Here is a 15,755-nt window from a genome sequence, read left to right on the forward strand (position 1 = left end):
AGGGCGCTACTGCGCTCGTCGTTCCCGCCACTCCGCGAGCGTCAGCGCATAGGTCACATGCGGGCGCAGATGCGGATGGGTGTCTTCCGGGACACGCGGGTGGTCGAAGTCTCGTGACGGGTCACGCTTGAGGCCGATACGTTCCATCACCCGCGTCGAACGCTGGTTGTCATGGACGGCAAAGGAGACGATTTCCGGCGTTTCCTTTTCGTCAAAAGCCATGACGAGCAGCGATTGCGCGGCCTCGGTGACATATCCGTGACCCCAGAAACGGGTGGCGAGCCGCCAGCCGATTTCCATGGTTCCGAGCGGGAAGGGCGGATCGAGGTTCATGACCGGCGATATGCCGCAAAATCCCATAACCTCACCAGTTTCGCGCAGTTCCATGGCGTAGAAGCCGTAACCGCTGCCGCGGATCATGCCATTGATGGTTTCGAGAACCGCATCCGCTTCCGCATGGCTGCGGCGGAAGGGAAAAAATTCCATGACCTTTTCGTCGGCGTTGATTTCGCGGAACAGATTGCGGTCGCTCTCCTTCCACTCGCGCAGAATGAGCCTTGATGTTTCACGGATGATCATGGGACGACAAAATCCGTCTTGCGGTAACCCTGAATGTAAAGGAGTGCGGTCAGGTCGCCATGGTCGATGCGCATCTGCGCCTCGGCGGCGACGGCGGGCTTGGCGTGCAGGGCAACGCCCGCGCCGGCCAGATGCAGCATGCCGAGATCGTTGGCGCCATCGCCGACCGCCATTGCCTCGTCCGGCGAGATGCCGAGCTTTGCGGCGATATCGTTCAACGCATCCACCTTGGCCTGTTTGCCAAGGATCGGTTCGGCAACGGTGCCATCCAATTGGCCATCGGCCTCGCCGAGAAGATTCGCGCGGTTCTCATCAAACCCCAGCATCGCAGCCACCCGGCCGGTGAAGACCGTGAAACCGCCGGAAACGAGGGCGGTATAGTAGCCTTTCGCCTTCATGGTGGCGATCAGCTCCTTGCCGCCTGATGTCAGCGTGATGCGCTTTTCGATGACGTCATCGATGACGGAGACCGGCAGGCCCTTCAGCAGCGCCACGCGCTCGCGGAGCGCCGGCTCAAAAGCGATTTCGCCATTCATGGCGCGGGCGGTAATCGTGGAAACCTTGTCCTTCAATCCCACTTCGGCGGCCAGCTCGTCGATGCATTCCTGACCGATCATGGTCGAATCCATATCGGCGATCAGAAGCTTCTTGCGGCGCTTGTCCTGTTCCTGAACGACGATATCGATCGGCTGGCCCGAAAGCACGCCGGCAATCGCGTCACGTGCCTGTTCGGCATCGGTGCCAGAGGGCAGGGCAATATCGCAGGCGATGCCATCGGCCAGCCAGTATAGACCGGATGCGTTTACGGCATTGGCGGCCGCTTCGCCGAGGGCCGGTGTCATAACAGGATTTGACGGATTGGCGATAAGCGTGGCAACGAAAGCCATGATGAAAAACCTTGATGAGAATTTTGATGCGATCCTGATAACCGGCCCGACGGCAAGCGGCAAGTCCGCGCTTGCGCTTCGTATGGCGCGGGAGCGGAACGGTGTCGTGATCAATGCCGACAGCATGCAGGTTTATGACACGCTGCGGGTGCTGACCGCCCGGCCATCCGAGGAAGAAATGGCAGGCGTGCCACATCTGCTATACGGCCATGTGCCGGCAAGCAGTTCCTATTCAACGGGTGAATGGCTGCGGGACATTTCCGCCCTGCTTGTGGAATTGCGCAGGCAGCAGCGTTTTCCGGTCATCGTTGGCGGTACGGGGCTTTATTTCAAGGCACTGACGGGCGGCTTGTCCGATATGCCCGCCATTCCTGACGACATACGCGAGAGGCTGCGCGCCCGGCTGATCGAAGAGGGGTCAACGGTCCTGCACGCGGAACTGTCGCGGTGCGATCCCTTGATGGCACAGGGGCTTCAGCCGGGGGACGGCCAGCGGATCGTTCGGGCGCTGGAAGTCATGGAGGCGACCGGAAAGTCGATCATGGAGTTCCAAAAAGCCAGTGGTCCGATGATAGTTGATCTGGACCGAGCGGAGAAATTCGTGGTCCTGCCGGAACGGCCCGTGCTGCACGACCGCATCAATCGGCGGTTCGAAACCATGATGGAGAGTGGTGCTGTGGAAGAGGTGAAAGCTCTTCTCGCCCTGAACCTTGCGCCTGACGCCACAGCGATGAAGGCGATCGGCGTTTCCCAGATCGCCGATATGCTGGCTGGCGGTATGAGTGAGGCAGAGGTCATCGAAAAATCGGCGGCCGCGACCCGCCAATATGCCAAGCGGCAGATGACCTGGTTCCGCAACCAGATGGGGCCGGACTGGGCACGTATCCAGCCGTAGGGGCCGCGCTCAGTCCTTGCGGTAAAGGCTGCCTAGCGGCTTTTTCATCAGGCTCTCCCGCAGCGAAGGACGTGTCTCTGATGGAGGCGGGCCACTCTGTGCCTGCATCTGGAAGCCGACTTTGCGCAATTCGTTGACAGCGCTGGTATCCGTTGCCGTTGCGGGCGACTGTGGCGCGAGGGTTGTGCGTCCGGGCAGCATGTCGGGGCGGTAAGGTTCGTATCCCTCTGTCGCCGCCGTCCCCAGTTCGCGTTTCCAGCGATCGACGTCGTCCGCCTCTCTGGGAGCGGACATCGGTTCCTGCATATCGGAGAAGGCCGCTTCGACGCTTTGCTGGAAGCCGGTGATGACCGGCTTGGCTACCGCGCGCATGCGGCTGACGATGGTGTTCAGATCCACCGTATCGGGCGTTTCGTGGGGCGTATGGCTGACTGCGCCGTTCGCCTTCGGCAATTTTGCCGTGGAGACGCGGTCGAAGCGCATGCGCATCGGTACGCCCACCGCCTCGCCAAAGGCGATTGCCTCGCCATTGCCGATGGACGAGAGGAAACTGGTGGTCGAGGTTGAGGCGTTCGGTACGGCGGACAGAATGATCTTCTGGTCGATCTCGTTCGTCAGCCGCATGGCAAAAACGGTCGAGCATTGTGACAGGATGGTCTGGTCCAGCTCACTCGGACGCTGGCTGATGACGCCAAGCGAAATACCGTATTTGCGGCCTTCCTTGGCGATCTGCGCGATCGCCTGCCGGGTCGGGAAAAATCCGCGCTCAGGGTCTGCCGGAACATAACGGTGCGCTTCTTCGCAGACGACAAGCATATGAAGCGAGCCGCGCGCCAGCACCGCGAGTTCGAAGGACATACGGCAAAGGACGGAAACGACCGAGTTCACCACTTCCGAGGGGATACCGGACAGCTGGAAAACCGAAATCGGCTTGCCTTCTCCTGGAATACGGAAGATATGCGCCACCGTTTCCAGAATGGTGTCGCTGATCGTATTGCTGGAGAACATGAAGTTATAGCGCGTATCGTTGATGGCCGAGAGGATGCGGCCCTTGAGGGATCGCAGTGTCGGCTTTTCGCCGCGCCCTTCCAGCCGCCCGATGCGCTCGTCGATGAGGGCGAGAATATCGGCCATGCGGTAAGGCACCGGCGTGTCGGGCGTGATCGCGCTCTTGTCGGACGTGCGGCGAACGGCGGAGCCATCTGTGCCGCGAAATGCCTTTTTCGCTTCCGGAATGATGTCGCGAAGGACGTCCATCTCTTCCGGTACGGGCTTGCGTCCGCGGAAAATCACTTCCGCGAATTCTTCAAGGCGCATCAGCCAGAAGGGAAGGTCGAGCGTGTCGGTGTCGATGACGACAGAATGATCAGGAAAGGCGGCCGCAAATTCATTGTGCGGATCGAGAATGAGGACACGCAGCTTCGGGTCCGTCTCGATCGCCTTGTTCAGAAGAAGGGAGACGGCGGTGGTTTTGCCCACGCCCGTCGAGCCGACGACGGCGAAATGTTTCGCCAGCATCTGCTGGATGTTGATGGCCGCGCCAATCGTGTCGTCCTGCGTCAGCTTACCAATGACGCATGTGTCTCGCTTGCCGCTGTCATAGATCTTGGAAAGGTCTCCCGTGCGGATGCGATGCGCGACCGCGCCCAGGTAGGGGTAACGGGAAATGCCGGTGGAAAAACGTTCGCTGCCATCTTCGGTGCGGTAGACTTCTCCAACGAGTTCCACGTCGATCAGCAGCCGGTTCGGCTTGTCCGACGACCAGTGTTCTTCGCCCGTGCGCATGGCATATACCAGTGCGGCGACACGGCTCGTTCCCATTTCGATCGAGATCAGGCGTCCGACGGACCAGAGCTGCGCGACATCGGTTGAGCCGATTTCCGTTTCTGCGGCGATTGTCGCATGGGCGCCATCACAGGCGATGACGCGGCCGAGCATGCGGTTAGCCGGCTGCTGGCCGGATCGCCGTTCGGTTTCGTCCATGCGGGACGCTCTATGAAACTCGTCACTATTCACGTCTTATCCCGGTACATGCGGATGATCGCGGTGGTTCGGGCATTATCTGCATCTTTGATTGTAAAAGATTATATTTAACAACCTGTGTATCTGTTGCGTTCGAAAATTTCGTCCATGGCGCCTTACGGGTAATAAAAGAAGCGGACGCCGATTTTTTCCGCAATATGCGTTGACGACTGGCGCTTTTCTGGCTAACACTCCGGCCCATGAAAAATCTTAACGTACTTATCGTGGTGGGACGGCGCATGGGCAGGATGGTGTAACCATCCGGCGAAAGCACCCATGCGCTGAACGAGGCTCCTCTAGGGGCCTTTTTTTATGTCTTCAAACAGGCCCTCGGGCTCCTCGATATCCAAAGCCAAAGCGGGATGGAAACAGGCAATGACGGATAAGGATAATACGGAAAACAGCAATAGCATGACAGGTGCGGAGATTGTTCTGAAGGCGCTGAAGGACAACGGCGTCGAGCACATCTTCGGTTATCCCGGTGGTGCCGTGCTTCCGATCTACGACGAGATTTTCCAGCAGGAAGACATTCAGCATATTCTCGTGCGTCACGAGCAGGGTGCCGGCCATGCTGCCGAAGGTTATGCCCGCTCCACCGGTAAGGTCGGTGTCATGCTCGTTACCTCCGGCCCCGGCGCCACCAATGCGGTCACCCCGCTGCAGGATGCGCTGATGGATTCCATTCCGCTCGTCTGCCTTTCCGGCCAGGTTCCGACATCGCTGATCGGCTCCGACGCATTTCAGGAATGCGATACCGTCGGCATTACGCGCCCCTGCACCAAGCACAACTGGCTGGTAAAGGACGTCAACGAACTGGCGGGCATCATCCATGAGGCCTTCCGCATCGCACAGACCGGTCGTCCCGGCCCCGTCGTTGTCGATATTCCGAAGGACATCCAGTTCGCCACCGGCACCTATACGCCGCCTTCCGCCGCCATTCAGCAGAAGAGCTACAAGCCGAAGGTTCAGGGCGATCTCAACGCCATTCACGCGGCCATCGAATTGATGTCTAAGGCAAAGAAGCCGGTTTTCTACACCGGTGGTGGCGTCATCAACTCCGGCCCGGAAGCGACACGGCTGCTGCGCGAACTGGTAGAGCTGACCGGTTTCCCGATCACCTCGACGCTGATGGGTCTCGGCGCCTATCCGGCTTCCGGCAAAAACTGGCTCGGCATGCTGGGCATGCACGGTTCATACGAAGCCAATATGACAATGCATGATTGCGACGTGCTGGTCTGCATCGGCGCGCGTTTCGACGACCGTATTACCGGGCGCCTGAATGCGTTTTCGCCGAACTCCAAGAAGATTCACGTCGATATCGATCCGTCCTCGATCAACAAGACCGTACGCGTCGACGTTCCGATCATTGGCGACGTCAGCCATGTTCTGGAAGATATGGTTCGCCTTTGGCGCGCTTTGCCGAAGAAGCCGGAAAAAGCGCAGACCGCGGAGTGGTGGCTGCAGATCGAGCGCTGGCGCGCCCGCAACTCCTTTGCCTACAAGAATTCCAACGATGTCATCATGCCGCAATATGCATTGCAGCGTCTTTACGAGGCATCGAAGGGGCGGGAGACCTTCATCACCACCGAAGTTGGCCAGCACCAGATGTGGGCGGCGCAGTTCTTCGGCTTCGAGGAGCCGAACCACTGGATGACCTCGGGCGGTCTCGGTACCATGGGATACGGCCTGCCGGCAGCTATCGGCGTTCAGGTCGCGCATCCGGAAGCGCTGGTTATCGACATTGCCGGTGATGCCTCGATCCAGATGTGCATTCAGGAAATGTCCTGCGCCATCCAGTACGGTCTGCCGGTGAAGATTTTCATCCTCAACAACCAGTATATGGGCATGGTGCGGCAGTGGCAGCAGTTGCTGCACGGCAACCGCCTGTCCAACTCCTATACCGAAGCCATGCCTGACTTCGTCAAACTGGCGGAAGCCTATGGCGCGGTTGGCATGTATTGCGACGATCCGAAGGAACTGGACGACAAGATCGCCGAGATGATTGCGGTCAACAGGCCGGTCATCTTCGATTGCCGCGTTGCCAATCTCGCCAATTGCTTCCCGATGATCCCATCTGGTAAAGCCCATAACGAGATGCTGTTGCCGGACGAGGCGACGGATGAAGCTGTTGCCAACGCCATCGATGCCAAGGGCCGTCAGCTAGTCTGAGCCGGGAGAGGAAAAGGATATGAACGCACACCTACAACCCACCGGCTCCGCCTATTTCATCCAGAAGGAAACGGCTGCCGTCGAAAATCACACGCTGTCGGTTCTCGTCAGCAACGAGCCGGGCGTTCTCGCCCGGGTCATCGGTCTATTTTCCGGCCGGGGTTACAACATCGAAAGCCTGACGGTTTCGGAAACCGAGCATGAGGCGCATCTGTCGCGCATCACGATCGTGACGCGCGGCACGCCGATCGTGCTGGAGCAGATCAAGGCGCAGCTGGAACGCATCGTTCCTGTGCACCGGGTGCTCGATCTTACCGTTCGCGCCCGCGAACTCGGTCAGGAACGGCCGATCGAGCGTGAAGTAGCGCTGATCAAGGTCGCCGGTTCGGGTGAAGCCCGCGCCGAGACGCTGCGTCTTGCGGATGCGTTTCAGGCCAAGGTGGTGGACGCGACAGTCGAGCATTTCATCTTCGAAATCACCGGCAAGTCGTCCAAGATCGACCAGTTCGTGGCCATCATCAAACCGCTCGGCCTGATCGAGATCTGCCGCACAGGTATCGCAGCGATGAACCGCGGTTCGCAGGGGATGTGATCCTCCGCCTTTCGAATATCCTTGTAATACCAAGCCCGCGGTTCGCCGCGGGTTTTTTTATGGGCTGCGCTCCGGTGAATTGATATTCAACCATATGGTTGACTTTTTAGTCTGGCGGCCTATATTCAACAACATGGTTGAATTATCTGTTCCACATCTCGACACTGTCTTTCATGCCCTTGGCGATGCGACGCGGCGCACGATGCTGCGCGATCTATCCCGTGGCGAGCGAACGGTGAGCCAGCTGGCCGAGCCGTTCGACATATCGCTGGCTGCGGCATCCAAGCACATCAAGGCGCTGGAAAACGCCGGGCTTATTCGTCGTGAGGTGAGGGGGCGTACCCATGTCTGCCGCCTTGCGCCGGAACGGTTGGCAGAGGCGCATGAATGGCTGGATTTCTACCGGCAGTTCTGGAACAGCCGCCTCGATATTCTTGAGCAGATGCTCAGGGAGGATGATCAGGGAAAATCCCCTGCAGATGGAGGAAATGACAATGGCTGATATTGCAATGCCTGACGCCTATGGCCGGCTCGTCGAGCCGACAACACTGAAGATAGAACGGCTCCTGCCGGGACCAATCGAGCGGGTCTGGGCCTATCTGACACAGAGCGAACTTCGCCGCCGGTGGCTGGCGTCCGGCGAGATGCGGCTTGCGCCCGACGCACCATTTGAACTCGTCTGGCGCAACGACGAGCTTTCCGACCCGCCGGGCAGCCGCCCGGAAGGTTTTTCCGAAGAGAACAGGATGACCTCACGCATCATCACTGTCGTTGCGCCGCACCGCCTCGTCTTCACCTGGGGTGAGAGCGCAGAGGTGTCGATCGAGCTTCAGGCTCTGGGCAAGGATGTGCTTCTGACACTGGTTCACCGCCGGCTTGCGGATCGCACGACCAAGCTTAATGTCAGCGCCGGCTGGCATGCGCATCTCGACATTCTCGCCGCCCGTCTTCAGGAAAAGGAACCGGGGCCTTTCTGGGATAGCTGGCTGGGGCTGAAAGAGGAATATGAGCGCCGCATACCGTAACTGGGTGCAGCATGTCTGGGAGACTGACGGCGCGGTTCGCTGCGCCGTTATTGAATTGAAATGGTGCAGCCCAAAGCATCAGCCCGCAGGGCTCACATTTCGATTCAATTGCTTGAGTGCCTGATTCCGAAAAACATCTTAATGCTTTGTTAAATCAAAGCATTTCCAGCGCCGTCTTGCGTGTCGGTGGAGGGAAAGCGGCATCCAGTGCGGCCCAGTCCTCATCGGTGATTTCGAGATCGGTGGCACCTCGGTTCTCCTCCACGCGTGCGGCGCTGGCGGATTTTGGAATGGCGATGACGCCTTCTCTTTCCAGAAGAAAGGCCAGTGCCAGTTGCGCAGGCGTAGCCTGATAGGCCTTGGCGATGCGGATGAGTTCGTGGTTGTTGAGGATGCGCCCCTGTTCGATTGGCGAATAGGCCATCAGCGGCACGCTGTGCCACTGACACCAGGGCAGAAGGGAAAATTCCGGTCCGCGCCGGGAGAGATTGTAGAGCACCTGATTGGCGGCGCAATTCTTACCGTCGGGAACAGCAAAAAGCTCCTCCATGTCGTCGGTGTCGAAATTCGAGACGCCCCAGTCGCCGATCTTGCCTGCTTTTTTAAGCTTTTCGAAAGCGGCCACCGTTTCTTCCAGCGGGTGATCACCACGCCAATGCAGCAGATAGAGATCGAGGCGGTCGGTGCCGAGCCTTGCGAGGCTGCGCTCGCAGGCCTCAATCGTGCCTCGGGCGCTGGCGTTCCAGGGATAGACCTTGCTGACCAGAAACACCTCGTCGCGCCGGCCGGCAATCGCCGTGCCCACCACCTCTTCGGATCGGCCGTCTGCATACATTTCGGCCGTGTCGATCAGCGTCATGCCGAGATCGATCGCCTTGCGAATGCTCTCGACTTCCTGCGGAGCCGATGATCTCATCTCGCCCATGTTCCAGGTGCCGAGGCCAAGGGCTGGTATCTCTTTTCCGGATGGCAGGGTGACGGAAGGAATGTCGTCATACATCGGTTCGCTCCAGCGGTTGTTGACGGAGAATAGCCCTTTGTTCCGACTTCTCAAACCCGGCATGGAAAGGATCGATCCATCAAAAAATTTGACTACGCCTATCGGTTGATCGGACTGGTTTGATGGTGGTTCGGCGGATAGGGTCTTTTCACAGGAGAGATCATGACTGTCGAAACCCTCGTTGCGCTGGTGCTGTTTGCCTTCACAACCTCCATCACGCCCGGCCCGAACAATATGATGCTTTTTGCCTCCGGCGTGAATTTCGGTTTCCGCCGCACGATCCCGCATATGCTGGGCATCGGGGCGGGGTTCCTGTCATTGCTGATCGGCGTCGGATTTGGGCTTGGCGCGCTGCTGCACTCTGTGCCCTTGCTCTATACCGTGCTGAAATTCGCGGGCGGACTTTATCTCGTCTGGATCGCGTGGAAGATCGGCACGTCCCGCAGCCTGAACGAGGGTGCTGCCGCATCGGTGCCGATGAGCTTTCTTGCCGCCGCAGCCTTTCAGTGGGTCAATCCCAAGGCTTGGGTAATGGCCGTGACCGCGATGGCGACCTATACGGATGAGCGGCAATATCTCGTCACCGTTTTGATCGTCGGCGTGGTTTTCGCCGCCGTCAATCTTCCCAGCGTTTCGACCTGGGCGGGCTTCGGCTCGGCCCTGCGCGACTGGCTTTCCGTTCCCGTGCGGCTCAAATGGTTCAACATCACCATGGCCGTCCTTCTCGTCGTCAGCCTCTGGCCGATGTTGAAATAGGGGGTCTCCCTTCATCCCTGTGCCTGTCGCATGGATGTGGGGTGGGGGTATAGGTTATTCTACGCAGGGAACTGGCGGTAACATTCCTCGGCGATCTTCTGCACCTCGGCGCGCGTCAGTTCGGCAGAAACCGCATAGCCCAGTTCGTTGTCGATCCAGTAAAAGGTCTCGACGCCATCGGCGCTCGCCATGCGGAAGCTGGTGGTGCGGTTTTCCTCGTTGTGGCCGACCAACACCGTTACCCGGCGGCCGGTCTTGTCCTGATACATCAGCATCGCCCCTGGCTTGCCGCTGACAGGGATCAGGCGCCCGCCGACGAGATCAAATCCGATCTTGGAAAGATCGGGGATGGCGAAGGGATAACCGAGCCTTTTGCCGAGCCATGTTGCAAGGTGCTGCTGCTGTTCGGCTCCAACTTCAACGGGGTGGCGCACCTCGCTTGCATAGATGAGATAGGCCGATTTCGCCTGCGCGGGAATGTCAGTCGTCAACGATGCCAGAACCACGTCCTGCGGCGTGGCGAGCGGCGGCGGCACGAGCCTTCCGGCTGCGGCACCTGCCGCGAAGATCAGCAACACAGCTGCCGTTCGCAGAAGAACCGGTTTCAGCCGCCACGCGGGTGCCTGTTTTCTTTCGGCAAGCATCGCGGTGTCGTGCGGATGTTCGGCGGCATAGGCGGCGAATGCGGCTCGCAGGGTTTCAGCCTGTTTTTTCCAGTCTTCCACACGCTCCCGCTCCTGCGGCCTTTCGGTCAGCCAGGCCTCGACAGCCGCGCGGTCGTCGTCGGACAAAAGCCCATCGACATAAGCGTGCAGATCGTCTTCGGTAATGGCATCGGGCCTTTTCATCGTGGTCTCCGCAGGGGAATGATATTGTCCGCCGCCAGGTGCTGGCGCAGGGTTTCGCGGGCGCGGGAAAGTCTGGACATGACGGTACCCACGGGGATCGACAATGTCTCGGCTGCCTCCTGATAGCTGTAGCCTTCCACCGTCACCAGCATCAGCACCGCCCGCATCTCTGGCGAAAGCAGCCCGAGCGCGACGTGCAGCCTATCGTTTTCCAGCGTGTCGCCGAGTGTGTCGGCAACGGCCAGGCTTTCATGGCCGTCGAGACTTTCGGACGGGTGACGTTTCGCGGCGCGGTGGCGGTTGCGATAAAGATTCGTCATTATCGCGTAAGCCCATGATTTCAAAGCCGTTCCGTGCCATTGCCTCTTGTTGGTCAGCGCCTTTTCCACGCAGTCCTGCAATAGGTCCTCGCCATCGGCGTCGGAGCGGGAAAGGCTGCGAGAATAACGCCGCAGCATGGGTATCAGCGCCAGCATCTCCGCCTCGAAGGAGCCGGCTGCGGGGGAGAGGCTCCCCCGCGTATTGCCATTCATGCCATCATGGTTTTGCGGCATCCCATACACCGTTCATACCGTCGCCGGTTGCATCGCCTTTTTTCATGTCCTTGGCCCAGTAGTAGAGCGGCATGCCGTCCTTTGCCCACTGCATCTTGCCGTCCTTGCGCGTCACGAGAGAATAGGCGCCTTCGGCCTTGTCGCCAGTAGCCGCGAAGAACGGCGGCCAGTTGGTGGCGCACTTGTCATAACAATTGGATACGCCCTTCTTGTCGTTCTTGAAAGTGTAGAGCGTCATGCCTTTTTCGCCTGCGAGCACATTGCCTTTGGCGGTCTTGACCGTTTCGACCGCGGGTGCCGCATAGGCCGTTCCGGCAAATGCCAAAACGAGGGCGGGAACGATAAAGCGGATTTTCATGGACATATCCTCCTTGGTTCGGGCGGCTTCTGCCGCCAGCACATCAAAAGACACCGCAGGTCACTGCTTTATTCCCTCCGCCGGTGCGATTTTTAAACTTATCCGTTGAGCTAAGTGTTTTGCCGTGATAGTTAGTCTTATGGATAACTATTCAGCGCCACTTGACGATATCTTCCAGTCCCTTGCCGATCCGACACGAAGGGCCGTGCTTTTGCGGTTGGGCAGCGGGGATGCGAGCGTCGGCACGCTTGCCGAACCTTTCGCCATGGCCCTGCCGTCGTTCATGAAACATATCCGCCAGCTGGAAGGAGCGGGGTTGATCGTGACGCGCAAGCAGGGCCGGGTGCGGTTCTGCTCGCTGGAGAAACAACGGTTTTCAATGATCGAGGGCTGGCTTTCGCAACAGCATGCCATCTGGGAAGGCCGGACGGACCGGCTTGAACAGTTCGTCATGGCGCAACAGGACAGAACCTCCGATAAAGGGGAGAATGACAAATGACCGACACTTTCAATCCCGATCTCGATCTGAAGATTTCAAGGATCATCAGGGCGCCGCGCCAGCTGGTCTGGAACGCCTGGGTCGACAAAAACAGCCTCGAACAGTGGTGGGTGCCGCATCCCGGCAAATGCCGTGTCGAGAAAATGGAGCTTTTCCCCGGCGGCGCTTTCGAGACCCGCTACAGCGATGACGGTAAGGCATTTGGCGATCACATAAGTGGATGTTTCCTGGCGGTGGATCATGAGGAGCGGCTGATCTTCACCGACGCGTTGACGGCAGGCTTTCGGCCGTCCGCCCGCCCATTCCTCACCGCCGTCATGACGTTTCGCGACCATCCCGAAGGCATGGAATATGTGGCCTATGCCATGCACAGAAACCCTGAAGATCGCGACAAGCACGCGGAGATGGGCTTTTTCGACGGCTGGAACACGGTTGCCGAGCAATTGGCGCAGCTTGTCGAAAGACAGGCGGTCAATTGAGGCGCATCAACCGAACAGGGCAATATCCGGCTTGGTCAGCATCAGCCAGATGATGCTGAGAACCGCGAAGAAAGCCGGAAAACCGCAGGCAAACCAGATGCGGTAGAGACGGAACCATTGCTGCGGCAGGGCCTCTCCGGTTGCGGCGCAATCGCGGGCGATATCGCGTAGCTTGATCTGGATCCACACCACCGGCAGCCAGAAAATGCCGGTGAAGACATAAAGGCAGAGCGAAAGGGCGATCCAGCCTTCGCTCAGCGGCCAGCCGATGATGCGCGCCAGAAAATAACCGGTGACCGGCTGGATGATCGCCGCCGTGGCGGTAAAGATGGTGTCGGCGATGACGACCGTGCCCGAAACATGGGCGATCAGCGCCGGGTTTGCCGTCCGCCGCGCCATCACCATAAAAAACGCTATGCCAGCCCCGGTGCCGAACAACACGGTTGCGCCGATGACATGGGCGAGCCGCAGAAGGTCTTCAGGCGTCATCAGCGTTCATCCAATGTGGCAAGGGCGACAAGTGTCAGGGCGATGGAGGGCAGGACCTTGACGAGGGGGCCGAGCGGATCGAGCCACAGACCCGGCTCCAGCAGACTGCCACCAGTCAGATAGGCGGCGGTGACCAGGAGCATGGCGACGAGCGCTTTTCTGGCAAGTGGTCTTATCAGGACGGTGACGCCCAGGGCGATATCGATGAGGCAGGTGGCGAGTGTGAGGGCGACGGCCGGCACTTGCGGCATGAAGGGCAGGAAATGCGCCGCCGAGCTGTCGATATCAAGCAGCGGTACGAGGCCGGACAATAGCCAGAACAGCGACAGGCAGAGAATGAGGACGGGTTTAAGCAGATATGATCTGGCAAACCACAGGTCCTGCACGCCGGAAGGGTGAGCCGCCAGCGTGTCCCTCAAGCTCTTGAGCGACGTCGTCGCTTTTGGCGCGCTGTTCTCCGTCACGATACCTTCCGACATCACCGTCATGGCGGTTGAGCGCAACGGCGACCGCCAGCCGAGCTTTCCCGCAATATCCGCCGTGAGGGCGACGGGGCGCATGAAGGCAGCCGGAAGATTTAGCGCGGGAGCAGGGGTGAGGCCGAGCCATTGCCGGTGCGCAGCGATCACGCCTTGCAATGTCAGCGTTTCGTTTGCTGCCAGCTCGATATCGCTACCTGACGGGATTTCGCCATCTATTGCCGCGCTGACTGCCAACGCGACATCTTCGACTGCGACGGTCTGTACAGGCATCTTGCCGTTTACGAGCGGCACAGCGAAGGGGAAGCTTGCAAGCGCGCGCACGAGTGCTGTGCCGCCATGGGCGTTGCGGCCGACAACCAGTGCGGGGCGGAGAATGACAAAGCGCAGACCGCTTGCGGCAAGTGCCACATCGGCGCGGCGTTTGGTGGCGAGGAAGGGCAGTTGGGAAGCGGCTCCGGAAGTGCGAGCCGATATCTGGATCACCAGTTTGCCGCCCGCATTTACCGCTGCCCGGTAGAGCGCCAGCATCGCCTTTTCCTGCGTCGCGGCAAGATCATCCGACAGGCCGTCCTGAAGCGCACCTGCGCAATTGACGATGCCGTCATGGTCGCTAACGAGTGCCGCCCAGTTGGCTGCGCTGGTCATACGCGAGAGATCGGCCGGAACCCAGCTGGCGAAAGGCCATTTATCTTTAGCTCGCGCAATGGTGCGAGCCAGCCCAGTAACGGTGTGACCTTTGCCGTGAAGGCTGCGGATCACTTCGGAACCGATGAAACCCGTTGCGCCCAGAATCAATATCTTCATGCGCGGCATGATACCCGCCATGGTTTAAAAACCAGCCGTGTTTTATTGCCGCATTCTGATGGTGTGATTCATCTTTCGTTCTTTTTCTGTTGCGCACGGTGCTCGAATCCTGCGATGAGGGCGCATGTTATTTTCACCGCAACAGGACGAAGCGCTCAAGGCTGTTTCCCGCTGGCTGAAGGAAGGCCGGACGCCGGTTTTTCGGTTGTTCGGTTATGCCGGAACCGGCAAGACGACGCTTGCCAAACATTTCGCGGAAAATGTCGATGGCGAAGTGCTGTTTGCGGCCTTCACCGGCAAGGCGGCGCAGGTGCTGCGCTCGCGCGGGGCGACCAATGCCCGCACCATCCATTCGCTGATCTACCGCCCGCGCGGCGAAGAGACCGTGGAAGACGAGGAAACCGGCAAGACCTCGGTCGCACCGATGTTTTCCATCAACCGCCAGAGCCCGCTAGCCAAGGCGGCACTCATCATCATCGATGAATGTTCGATGGTGGATGAGCAGCTCGGCAAGGATCTGATGAGCTTCGGCACGCCGATTCTCGTGCTCGGCGATCCCGGACAGTTGCCGCCGGTTTCAGGCGGTGGCTTCTTCACGGAGCAGGAGCCGGATTACCTGCTCTCCGAAATTCATCGGCAGGCCAAGGACAATCCCATCATCCACCTTGCCATGGATGTGCGGGAAGGCCGCGAGATCATGCGTGGCGATTACGGTGCCGCGCAGGTGATTTCCAAGTCCGAGGTGACACAGTCGCTCGTGCTCGATGCCGATCAGGTGCTCGTCGGCACAAATCGCACGCGCCGCCGTTATAACCAGCGGCTTCGCGAGCTGAAGGGCTTTACGGCCGATTATCCGCAATCCGGCGACAAGCTGGTTTGCTTGAGGAACGATCCGGCCAAGGGCCTGCTGAACGGCTCTCTCTGGCAGGTCATGAGTTCGTCGCGCGAGACGGTGAAACCCGGCATCAACCTGATGATCCGGCCTGAAGACGACGATATGGATCGCGGCGCGGCCAAGATCAAATTGCTGAAGGCGGCTTTCGAGGATGTGGAAACGGAAATTCCGTGGACCACCCGCAAGCGTTATGACGAGTTCGATTTCGGTTATGCGCTGACCGTGCACAAGGCGCAGGGTTCGCAGTGGAACAATGTGGTTCTCTTTGACGAGAGCTATGCCTTCCGCGATTCGCGCGAGCGGTGGCTTTACACCGCCATCACCCGCGCCGCAGAAACACTCACAATCGTTCGCTGAGATAGAGCATTTCCGGTGAATAGCGGGACACCTTCAATGCTCCATTTCTTTTGTCTGCGCATTGT

18 protein-coding genes are annotated in these 15,755 nt (G+C 59.3%); 9 read left to right on the forward strand and 9 right to left on the reverse strand.

Annotation, left to right across the window (positions count from 1 at the left end; genetic code table 11):
- Positions 1–6: 6 nt before the first annotated feature.
- Together F617_RS0110925 and serB are read right to left on the reverse strand one after the other, a co-directional pair.
- Positions 7–579: a GNAT family N-acetyltransferase gene (locus F617_RS0110925; protein ID WP_003513109.1), complete on the reverse strand. Its 573-nt coding sequence runs from the start codon at positions 577–579 to the stop codon at positions 7–9.
- Entirely contained in the window at positions 576–1,466 is an 891-nt protein-coding gene (gene serB / locus F617_RS0110930) for a phosphoserine phosphatase SerB (RefSeq protein WP_019565317.1), read from the reverse strand. Before serB ends, F617_RS0110925 begins: the two co-directional genes overlap by 4 nt.
- On the opposite strand from serB, the gene miaA reads away from it, so the two are divergent.
- Positions 1,465–2,361 (forward strand): tRNA (adenosine(37)-N6)-dimethylallyltransferase MiaA, encoded by an 897-nt coding sequence (gene miaA / locus F617_RS0110935; protein WP_019565318.1) that lies wholly within the window; start codon positions 1,465–1,467, stop codon positions 2,359–2,361. The genes serB and miaA overlap by 2 nt on opposite strands.
- Before the next feature lie 9 nt (positions 2,362–2,370).
- Here miaA and F617_RS0110940 read toward each other — a convergent pair whose 3' ends face one another.
- Positions 2,371–4,377 (reverse strand): ATP-binding protein, encoded by a 2,007-nt coding sequence (locus tag F617_RS0110940; protein WP_081626695.1) that lies wholly within the window; start codon positions 4,375–4,377, stop codon positions 2,371–2,373.
- A gap of 381 nt (positions 4,378–4,758) precedes the next feature.
- Between F617_RS0110940 and F617_RS0110945 the strand changes: the two genes are divergently transcribed.
- From F617_RS0110945 to F617_RS0110960, 4 genes are all read left to right on the forward strand, one after another.
- Positions 4,759–6,552, forward strand: coding sequence for an acetolactate synthase 3 large subunit (locus F617_RS0110945; RefSeq protein WP_019565320.1), 1,794 nt, complete (start codon positions 4,759–4,761; stop codon positions 6,550–6,552).
- A gap of 19 nt (positions 6,553–6,571) precedes the next feature.
- Complete coding sequence (gene ilvN / locus F617_RS0110950) at positions 6,572–7,144, forward strand: acetolactate synthase small subunit (RefSeq protein WP_003513099.1); 573 nt, start codon at positions 6,572–6,574, stop codon at positions 7,142–7,144.
- A gap of 133 nt (positions 7,145–7,277) precedes the next feature.
- Entirely contained in the window at positions 7,278–7,646 is a 369-nt protein-coding gene (locus F617_RS0110955) for a helix-turn-helix transcriptional regulator (protein ID WP_003513097.1), read from the forward strand.
- Positions 7,639–8,169 (forward strand): SRPBCC family protein, encoded by a 531-nt coding sequence (locus F617_RS0110960; RefSeq protein WP_003513094.1) that lies wholly within the window; start codon positions 7,639–7,641, stop codon positions 8,167–8,169. The genes F617_RS0110955 and F617_RS0110960 overlap by 8 nt, the downstream gene beginning before the upstream one ends.
- Before the next feature lie 154 nt (positions 8,170–8,323).
- Here F617_RS0110960 and F617_RS0110965 read toward each other — a convergent pair whose 3' ends face one another.
- On the reverse strand, positions 8,324–9,169 hold the full coding sequence (locus F617_RS0110965) for an aldo/keto reductase (protein WP_013636471.1): 846 nt from the start codon (positions 9,167–9,169) through the stop codon (positions 8,324–8,326).
- A 162-nt stretch (positions 9,170–9,331) separates the two neighbouring features.
- On the opposite strand from F617_RS0110965, the gene F617_RS0110970 reads away from it, so the two are divergent.
- The gene (locus tag F617_RS0110970) at positions 9,332–9,925 is read left to right on the forward strand and encodes a LysE family translocator (protein WP_013636470.1); all 594 of its coding nucleotides are present in this window, start codon (positions 9,332–9,334) and stop codon (positions 9,923–9,925) included.
- 59 nt (positions 9,926–9,984) lie between these two features.
- Here the strand turns inward: F617_RS0110970 and F617_RS0110975 are convergent, their stop codons facing one another.
- From F617_RS0110975 to F617_RS0110985, 3 genes are read right to left on the reverse strand one after another with little or no spacing between them, the layout of a single operon-like run.
- Positions 9,985–10,773: an anti-sigma factor gene (locus tag F617_RS0110975; protein WP_019565321.1), complete on the reverse strand. Its 789-nt coding sequence runs from the start codon at positions 10,771–10,773 to the stop codon at positions 9,985–9,987.
- Positions 10,770–11,327 (reverse strand): RNA polymerase sigma factor, encoded by a 558-nt coding sequence (locus tag F617_RS0110980; protein ID WP_013636468.1) that lies wholly within the window; start codon positions 11,325–11,327, stop codon positions 10,770–10,772. Before F617_RS0110980 ends, F617_RS0110975 begins: the two co-directional genes overlap by 4 nt.
- On the reverse strand, positions 11,311–11,691 hold the full coding sequence (locus tag F617_RS0110985; protein WP_075807749.1) for a hypothetical protein: 381 nt from the start codon (positions 11,689–11,691) through the stop codon (positions 11,311–11,313). The genes F617_RS0110980 and F617_RS0110985 overlap by 17 nt, the downstream gene beginning before the upstream one ends.
- Before the next feature lie 133 nt (positions 11,692–11,824).
- On the opposite strand from F617_RS0110985, the gene F617_RS0110990 reads away from it, so the two are divergent.
- Positions 11,825–12,184: a helix-turn-helix transcriptional regulator gene (locus tag F617_RS0110990; RefSeq protein ID WP_019565324.1), complete on the forward strand. Its 360-nt coding sequence runs from the start codon at positions 11,825–11,827 to the stop codon at positions 12,182–12,184.
- A complete protein-coding gene (locus F617_RS0110995) occupies positions 12,181–12,663 on the forward strand; it encodes an SRPBCC family protein (protein WP_019565325.1) in 483 nt (160 codons plus the stop codon). Before F617_RS0110990 ends, F617_RS0110995 begins: the two co-directional genes overlap by 4 nt.
- A gap of 6 nt (positions 12,664–12,669) precedes the next feature.
- On the opposite strand, the gene F617_RS0111000 is transcribed toward F617_RS0110995, so the two are convergent.
- Positions 12,670–13,152, reverse strand: coding sequence for a DUF2269 domain-containing protein (locus F617_RS0111000; RefSeq protein ID WP_019565326.1), 483 nt, complete (start codon positions 13,150–13,152; stop codon positions 12,670–12,672).
- Complete coding sequence (locus tag F617_RS0111005; RefSeq protein ID WP_026330784.1) at positions 13,152–14,438, reverse strand: SDR family oxidoreductase; 1,287 nt, start codon at positions 14,436–14,438, stop codon at positions 13,152–13,154. The genes F617_RS0111000 and F617_RS0111005 overlap by 1 nt, the downstream gene beginning before the upstream one ends.
- 124 nt (positions 14,439–14,562) lie before the next feature.
- Here F617_RS0111005 and F617_RS0111010 point away from each other — a divergent pair, with 124 nt between their 5' ends.
- Entirely contained in the window at positions 14,563–15,690 is a 1,128-nt protein-coding gene (locus F617_RS0111010) for an ATP-dependent RecD-like DNA helicase (RefSeq protein ID WP_003513075.1), read from the forward strand.
- The last annotated feature ends 65 nt before the right edge of the window (positions 15,691–15,755 follow it).

The organism is Agrobacterium sp. 10MFCol1.1 (assembly GCF_000381165.1).
Taxonomy (GTDB): Bacteria; Pseudomonadota; Alphaproteobacteria; order Rhizobiales; family Rhizobiaceae; genus Agrobacterium; species Agrobacterium tumefaciens.

Coding starts and splice junctions, on each gene's coding strand:
- F617_RS0110925 (WP_003513109.1), bottom strand. CDS start 579: ATGATCATCCGTGAAACATCAAGGCTCATTCTGCGCGAGTGGAAGGAG.
- miaA (WP_019565318.1), top strand. CDS start 1,465: ATGATGAAAAACCTTGATGAGAATTTTGATGCGATCCTGATAACCGGC.
- serB (WP_019565317.1), bottom strand. CDS start 1,466: ATGGCTTTCGTTGCCACGCTTATCGCCAATCCGTCAAATCCTGTTATG.
- F617_RS0110945 (WP_019565320.1), top strand. CDS start 4,759: ATGACGGATAAGGATAATACGGAAAACAGCAATAGCATGACAGGTGCG.
- ilvN (WP_003513099.1), top strand. CDS start 6,572: ATGAACGCACACCTACAACCCACCGGCTCCGCCTATTTCATCCAGAAG.
- F617_RS0110955 (WP_003513097.1), top strand. CDS start 7,278: ATGGTTGAATTATCTGTTCCACATCTCGACACTGTCTTTCATGCCCTT.
- F617_RS0110960 (WP_003513094.1), top strand. CDS start 7,639: ATGGCTGATATTGCAATGCCTGACGCCTATGGCCGGCTCGTCGAGCCG.
- F617_RS0110965 (WP_013636471.1), bottom strand. CDS start 9,169: ATGTATGACGACATTCCTTCCGTCACCCTGCCATCCGGAAAAGAGATA.
- F617_RS0110970 (WP_013636470.1), top strand. CDS start 9,332: ATGACTGTCGAAACCCTCGTTGCGCTGGTGCTGTTTGCCTTCACAACC.
- F617_RS0110975 (WP_019565321.1), bottom strand. CDS start 10,773: ATGAAAAGGCCCGATGCCATTACCGAAGACGATCTGCACGCTTATGTC.
- F617_RS0110980 (WP_013636468.1), bottom strand. CDS start 11,327: ATGCCGCAAAACCATGATGGCATGAATGGCAATACGCGGGGGAGCCTC.
- F617_RS0110985 (WP_075807749.1), bottom strand. CDS start 11,691: ATGTCCATGAAAATCCGCTTTATCGTTCCCGCCCTCGTTTTGGCATTT.
- F617_RS0110990 (WP_019565324.1), top strand. CDS start 11,825: ATGGATAACTATTCAGCGCCACTTGACGATATCTTCCAGTCCCTTGCC.
- F617_RS0110995 (WP_019565325.1), top strand. CDS start 12,181: ATGACCGACACTTTCAATCCCGATCTCGATCTGAAGATTTCAAGGATC.
- F617_RS0111000 (WP_019565326.1), bottom strand. CDS start 13,152: ATGACGCCTGAAGACCTTCTGCGGCTCGCCCATGTCATCGGCGCAACC.
- F617_RS0111005 (WP_026330784.1), bottom strand. CDS start 14,438: ATGAAGATATTGATTCTGGGCGCAACGGGTTTCATCGGTTCCGAAGTG.
- F617_RS0111010 (WP_003513075.1), top strand. CDS start 14,563: ATGTTATTTTCACCGCAACAGGACGAAGCGCTCAAGGCTGTTTCCCGC.